Source organism: Rhodococcus sp. BS-15, from assembly GCF_000813105.1.
GTDB lineage: Bacteria > Actinomycetota > Actinomycetes > Mycobacteriales > Mycobacteriaceae > Rhodococcoides.
The window spans coordinates 1-6,350 of sequence record NZ_BAOX01000279.1 but is presented as its reverse complement, the minus strand read 5'-3'; the positions used below and the strand labels follow the sequence as shown (position 1 = coordinate 6,350).

At 66.2% G+C, this 6,350-nt stretch carries 7 protein-coding genes; 2 read left to right on the top strand and 5 right to left on the bottom strand.

The window, feature by feature from the left end:
• On the top strand, positions 1 to 933 hold a 933-nt coding region (locus RHBS_RS22570; RefSeq protein ID WP_128646466.1), incomplete at its 5' end, for a Stk1 family PASTA domain-containing Ser/Thr kinase.
• Here the strand turns inward: RHBS_RS22570 and RHBS_RS22565 are convergent.
• Both RHBS_RS22565 and RHBS_RS22560 read right to left on the bottom strand, forming a co-directional pair.
• Positions 934 to 2,319 carry a class II 3-deoxy-7-phosphoheptulonate synthase gene (locus RHBS_RS22565; RefSeq protein ID WP_032394396.1) on the bottom strand — a complete coding sequence of 462 codons (1,386 nt, stop codon included), beginning with the start codon at positions 2,317 to 2,319 and terminating at the stop codon, positions 934 to 936.
• 45 nt (positions 2,320 to 2,364) lie between these two features.
• A complete protein-coding gene (locus RHBS_RS22560) occupies positions 2,365 to 2,856 on the bottom strand; it encodes a polyadenylate-specific 3'-exoribonuclease AS (protein ID WP_121869606.1) in 492 nt (163 codons plus the stop codon).
• Positions 2,857 to 2,936: 80 nt separating this feature from the next.
• On the opposite strand from RHBS_RS22560, the gene RHBS_RS22555 reads away from it, so the two are divergent.
• Positions 2,937 to 4,229, top strand: coding sequence for a glycosyltransferase 87 family protein (locus RHBS_RS22555; protein ID WP_128646465.1), 1,293 nt, complete (start codon positions 2,937 to 2,939; stop codon positions 4,227 to 4,229).
• A 23-nt stretch (positions 4,230 to 4,252) separates the two neighbouring features.
• Here the strand turns inward: RHBS_RS22555 and RHBS_RS22550 are convergent, their stop codons facing one another.
• The 3 genes from RHBS_RS22550 to RHBS_RS29825 all read right to left on the bottom strand — a co-directional run.
• On the bottom strand, positions 4,253 to 4,981 hold the full coding sequence (locus RHBS_RS22550) for a 1-acyl-sn-glycerol-3-phosphate acyltransferase (protein ID WP_121869604.1): 729 nt from the start codon (positions 4,979 to 4,981) through the stop codon (positions 4,253 to 4,255).
• 179 nt (positions 4,982 to 5,160) lie between these two features.
• The gene (locus RHBS_RS22545; RefSeq protein ID WP_121869603.1) at positions 5,161 to 6,135 is read right to left on the bottom strand and encodes an ROK family protein; all 975 of its coding nucleotides are present in this window, start codon (positions 6,133 to 6,135) and stop codon (positions 5,161 to 5,163) included.
• Positions 6,132 to 6,350: hypothetical protein (locus RHBS_RS29825; protein WP_236745404.1), on the bottom strand; the 219-nt coding region annotated here is incomplete at its 5' end. The genes RHBS_RS22545 and RHBS_RS29825, both read right to left, overlap by 4 nt.

Here is a 6,350-nt window from a genome sequence, read left to right as displayed (position 1 = left end):
CCCCCGACCGGCCGACGGCACTACGAATTCCCCGACTTCGACGCCGATCAGCAACGCTCGCGCCGAGCGATCGTCATCTGGCTCCTCGTCGTCGCCCTGCTCGCCGTACTCGTCGGGCTCGGCGGATGGTGGATGGGCTCGGGTCGTTACACAGCCGTCCCGATGGTGGACGGACTCGACACCACCGGTGCCACCAGCGCTGTGGAAGCCGCCGGTCTCGAGGCCGCGGTGCGCGGAACCTACTCCGACTCGGTGGACACCGACCTACTCATCGGCACCGATCCCACCGGCGGATCGCGAATCGCCAAGGGCGACACGGTGTCTCTCTTGGTATCGCTGGGTCGCCCCACCGTTCCGTCCATCGACGCGGACGCATCCGTCGAAGACATGGAACAACAATTGCGAGACCGGACTTTCACACCCGTCGACGGCGGCGAGGCCTTCAGCACCTCCGCACCGATCGGCGGAGTCGCAGCACTTGACCCACCGCCCGGCACCGTGCTGTCGACCGGTACCGCGGTCACGGTGCTGCGCAGCAAGGGAGCACCTCCGGTCGAAGTTCCCGACGTACGCGGGCAGAGCGTCGACCAGGCCCGAACGACGCTGGAATCGGTTGGCATCACCGTCGGCGAGGTTCGGGAGTCCTTCGACGAGGACACCGACGGCGGCAAGGCGATCGGATCGACGCCCGAAGCCGGACAGACCGTACGATCCGGGTCCACCGCGGTGCTCGAGGTGTCCAACGCCGTCACCGTGCCGTCGCTGCTGGGCCGGTCGGTCGGGTCGGCCCGGACCACCCTCGAGACGTTGGGCCTGACGATCGACGTCCGTCAGGTGGTGGACACCGACGGGTCTCTGGTCATCACCCAGAGCCCCGGAGCCGGTTCTCGGGTGGAACCGGGCTCCGAGGTCATGGTCGTCTCACTGCCCTGATCAGTCGCGGAGCATCTCGGCAACGAGGAACGCCAGTTCGATGCTCTGCTGCGTGTTCAGGCGCGGGTCGCAGGCGGTCTCGTACCGACCGGCGAGGTCGAGGTCCGAGATGTCCTGGGCACCGCCGAGGCACTCGGTGACGTTGTCGCCGGTCAATTCGACGTGAATTCCGCCCGGATGCGTTCCGAGGCCGTTGTGCACCTCGAAGAATCCCTGCACCTCGTCGACGATGCGGTCGAAGTGCCGCGTCTTGTAACCGGTCGACGCCTCGTGAGTGTTGCCGTGCATCGGATCGCACTGCCAGATGACCTGGTGGCCGGTGGCCTGAACCTTCTCGATGATGGCGGGCAGGATGTCGCGCACCTTGCCGTTGCCCATGCGTGAGATCAGCGTCAGACGTCCCGGCTTGTTGGTCGGGTCGAGGCGCTCGACGTACTCGACGGCCATCTCGGGCGTGGTCGTGGGCCCGATCTTGAGACCGATCGGGTTGGAGATCAGCTCGGCCAGCGCGATGTGCGCCCCGTCGAGCTGGCGAGTGCGGTCGCCGATCCACAGGAAATGTGCGGACAGGTCGTACAGCTTGGGGTGATCGTCGGTGTTGTCCAGGCGCAGCATCGCACGCTCGTAGTCGAGCACGAGTGCTTCGTGACTGGCGAAGATCTGCGCGGTGTGCAGGTTGGGGTCCGAGACGCCGCAGGCATCCATGAAGCGCAGTCCGCGATCGATCTCCCCCGCGAGCGCCTCGTAGCGGGCACCGGCGGGCGACTGCGCGACGAACTCGCGGTTCCAGTCGTGCACCTTGTGCAGATCCGCCATACCGGCACCGGTCAGTGCGCGGACCAGGTTCATCGCCGCGCTTGCATTGGCGTAGGCGCGCACCAGTCGCGACGGATCGTGGCCGCGGACGCTCTCGTCGGCGACGAGGGAGTTGATCATGTCGCCGCGGTAGGACTGCAGACCGAGCGCGTCGATGTTCGACGAACGCGGCTTGGCGTACTGCCCGGCGATACGGGCGACCTTGACCACCGGCATGCTCGCGCCGTAGGTGAGCACCACCGCCATCTGCAGCAGCGTGCGGATGTTGCCCTTGATGTGCGGCTCGGTGTTGTCGACGAACGTCTCGGCGCAATCGCCACCCTGCAGCAGGAAGGCCTCACCGCGAGCGACGGCGGCGAGCTTGTCCGACAACGCCTCCACCTCACCGGCGACGGTGATCGGCGGAACGCTCTCGAGCACCTTGCGCATGTCGGCAGCATGCTCGGGATCCCACTGCGGTTGCTGCGCAGCCGGCTTGGCCAACGCGTCGTCCAATCGAGAGCGCAACGTCGGTGACAACGGCGGCAGGTCGGGCAAGCGATCGATGGGTACGTCGACAGTCCAGTTCACCGCTACAGGATATTCGCACCGCCGAAGCCGCAGGACAACGGGTGTTCACCCGCGGTACGAGTACTCCTCGATCGCCCGGAACTTCGCCAGATTGTGCCGCGCGTCGGCGAGGGCGTCGTGAGCGTCGTCCGGCACCGACGGCAGCTCGGGACTGCCGCGATCCTCCCAGTGCTGGCGCAGCTCACGGGTGAACCGCGGCAACGAACGCGGCAATTCGGTCATCGAGCCCCACAGCTGGCAGAGCGCCACGTGGTCGTACGCCGCCACCCACGCCCACAGTTCGACCTCGGCACCGTAGTGCGGAACGAGAAATTCGAGCAGTTCGTCCCGGATTCGCGACCGGCTCATCCACAGCGGCGACGAGTACGGTGGCAGCTTGGGAAGCACGTTGCGTCGAACCCAGCGGCCGGCGCGCTCGGGATCGAACTCGGAGGACACCGCATAGAACTCGCGACCGTCCTCCGACACCACACCGATCGAGACCAACTCGATTGTGCGACCATCCTCGATGAACTCTGTGTCGTAGAAGTAGCGCACGCGGCTCACCCTAGCGCGTCCCCGACACGCCCCCCACGTACCGGTAGCCCCGATCCGAACAGCCCTGAAAGGGAACACCAGTGACTTCGCCCGACACCAACCGTCCGGTCGCCGAAGCATCGGAGCCTGCCGCGCCGACGCGACGCCGGTGGCCGAGTTGGGCGGTGGCGTCGAGCAGGGTCCTCGTCCTGATCGGTGCCGTCGTCGGTGTGCTGTTCCATCTCAACGGCTTTCCGGGTCTGCGCACGATCGGTGAGCATTACCGACTCGATCTGGACGTGTATCGACTCGGCGGTCAGGTGTTCGCCGAGGGCGGGGATCTCTACGGTCAGCTGCCACCGATCGCGACCGGTACGACGCTGCCGTTCACCTATCCCCCGATCGCCGCTGCGATCTTCAGCCCGCTGTCGTCGGTGTCGCTGTACGCCGCCTCGATCGCGGTCACCGTGCTGTCGATGCTCTTGCTGCTGGTGACCGTCGTGGTGACCCTCACCTCGCTGGGTCTGCGTCCCCGCACGCTCGTATGGTGGTCTGCCGGAGCGGTGTTCGCCGTGGCCGTGCTGCTGCTCGAGCCGGTCACCTCGACGCTGAACTACGGGCAGATCAACATCGTGCTGATGGCGTTCGTTGCACTGGATTGCCTGCCGAAGAAGACGCCGTGGCCCCGAGGCGTGCTGATCGGTCTCGTGGCCGCCGTCAAGCTCACACCCGCGGTGTTCGTTCTGTTCTTCTTGTTGCGCAAGGACTTTCGAGCTGCAGTGGTGTCGGTACTGAGTTTCGCGGTGTTCACCGCGATCGGTTTCGCGCTGACGTGGTCCGACTCGGTGAAGTACTGGACCGAGACGATCGTCGATTCCGACCGAATCGGCGGCCCGGCCTACCCGCCCAACCAGTCGATCACCGGAGTGCTCGCGCGGCTCGGATTGGACGAATTGCCCCGGTCGATCCTGTGGCTCGCGTTGTCGGTGGTGGTACTCGCCATTGCGGCGGTGGCGATACGAAAAGCGTTCGCCGCAGGCGAGACTGCGCTCGCGCTGACGATCAACGCCATGTTCGGTCTGCTGGTGTCGCCGGTCTCGTGGTCACACCACTGGGTGTGGGCCATCCCGTTCACCGTGGTGCTCGCCGTCCTCGGCTACCGCCGCCGCAGTGCGCTGCTGGCGACTCTGGTGGCCGTCGGGCTGGCGTTGATGCTCTATCCGCCGCACTGGAAGCTCGGCGAAGGCCGGTGGAGCGGTCTCGGCTGGCCGCTCGTGGACCAGTTCGCAGCCTCGGGCTACGTGTGGTGGGCGCTCGCGTCTATCGTCGCGCTGGCCGCGATCGGGTGGACCGACCGAACCGATACGACAGCCGGCACCCGTTCCGCACTCTGATCGCGGAGCTGGCCGGCAGAGATTCAGCTGGCCTTGGAATCCGGGATGCGCTGCGCCGTCGGAGCCGACTCCGCTTCGGGTGCAGTCTTCTTCAGAGATGCGGCGTACACGTCCACGTACTCCTGACCGGAGAGCAACATCAGGTCGTACATCACCTCGTCGGTGACGGCGCGCTCAACGAAACGGTTGCCGGCCATACCTTCGAAGCGCGAGAAGTCGATGGGCTTTCCGATCCGAATGGTGACCTTCGCCGGACGCCACACGCGCGAACCGATCGGGTTCATCTTCTCGGTACCGATCATCGCGACCGGAATCACCTGGACTCCGGTCTGCAGTGCCAGACGCGCCATCCCGGTCTTGCCCTTGTACAGCCGAGCGTCGGGTGACCGCGTGCCCTCGGGGTAGATACCGAGAACCTTGCCTGCTTCGATCACGCGCACACCTGCGTTGAGTGCGTCCTGTGCCGCGTCGGCTCCGGTGCGATCGATCGGTACCTGCCCGACCGCGGTGAAGAACCACTTCTGGAACGCGCCCTTGAGGCCCGGTCCGGTGAAGTACTCGCTCTTGGCGAGGAAGGTGATGCGCCTGGGCGTCTTGAGCGGGAGATAGAAAGAATCGAGAACGGCCTTGTGGTTGCTGGCCAGAATGACCGGACCCTCCGTCGGGATGTTCTCCGCACCCTCGATCGTGGGCCGACCCAGGGCGATGAGAAGGGGGCCGACGAAAATGTACTTAACCAGCCAGTACCACATTGACATACTCCCTGATGGTGGTCGGGAAATCGTTTGGTGCCGCCTCGCCCTGGAGCGAATCGACTGCGGTCGTGCATCCTCGAACCGTGCCGCGTAGTGAACTGTACCCACGGTTTATGACACCAGCCACATCATCTCCGACACCGGGACAGAGGTCACAGGAAGCGAGCGAAGAACGGTCAGCGAACCCCGGTGACGAACACCGTCCGGGCCAACTCCGCGGCCCCGATCATGCCTGCTGCCTCACCGAGTTGAGTACTGCGGATTCGGGCGAGGGGTCGATGCCCCGCACCGGTCACCAGCTCCGCGTACTTGTCGGTCGCGCGGGCCAGGAACTGACTCGATGACGTCGCCACTCCACCGGCCAACACGATCAGATCGGGGTCGTACACGTCGCTGACCATCGAGAGCCCGACTCCGAGCCACTGCGCGAAGTCTTCCATGGTGCGGCGGGCGATCGAGTCACCCTCGTGGGCAGCACTGGCAATTCGGCGGCCGGTCAGCGAACCCGGGTCGAGAAACACCTCACGCGCCAGGGTCGTCGACGACGCCGGGTCCGCCGCCAGCAACTCGACTGCGGTATCCACCAGAGCAGTGCCGCTGCAGTACCGCTCCCAACAACCGCGCTTGCCGCACGGGCATGCCCGGCCGTCCGGCACGACCTGGATGTGACCGAGTTCCGGTGCCACGCCGTGGCTACCCCGATAGATCCTGCCGTCGATCAGCAGCGCCGCACCGATTCCGGTACCGATGGCCACCATCACCACATTGCGGCCCCCGGACGCGGCTCCGAAGCGATACTCGGCCCACGCCGCAGAATTGGCGTCGTGCTCGAGCAGCACCGGCAGACCGATGCGCATGCTCATCTCCGTCGCCACGGGGGTGTTCACCCACGGCAGATGCGGGGCGAAGAGAACCGTCGTGCGATCGGAGTCGATGAACCCGGCGACGGCGAGCCCGACGGCCGCGATGTCGTGTCGCCCGGCCAGCTCCTGCACGGCCCGGTCGAGACCGCGTTCGAGCGCGCGAGCAGTGTGCGGGGTAGGAGCGGCCGTCGAATCGAGCACCTGACCGTCCTCGTCGACGACGGACGCGCGCAGGCTCGTCCCGCCCACGTCGATGCCTACCGTCAGCCGCTGGTGGTGCCGCTTCATTCGTTCATGCCTTCCTCGGCCGTCCCCCACGCGGCCTGCACCCGAGTCGCTCCGCTCACGGACGCTCCTGCTCGTCCGAACGCGAATTCTTCACTCGAACGGTAATCGGAACGAACGACGGCGGGGCGGTCATCATGAAGTTTCGTGTCGACCGACACGTCCGCGACCTCCGCCGGGTCCGCGGGGGTGCCGGCACTGCCGGGCCCGGATTCGGC

Coding starts and splice junctions, on each gene's coding strand:
- RHBS_RS22550 (WP_121869604.1), bottom strand. CDS start 4,981: ATGTGGTACTGGCTGGTTAAGTACATTTTCGTCGGCCCCCTTCTCATC.
- RHBS_RS22545 (WP_121869603.1), bottom strand. CDS start 6,135: ATGAAGCGGCACCACCAGCGGCTGACGGTAGGCATCGACGTGGGCGGG.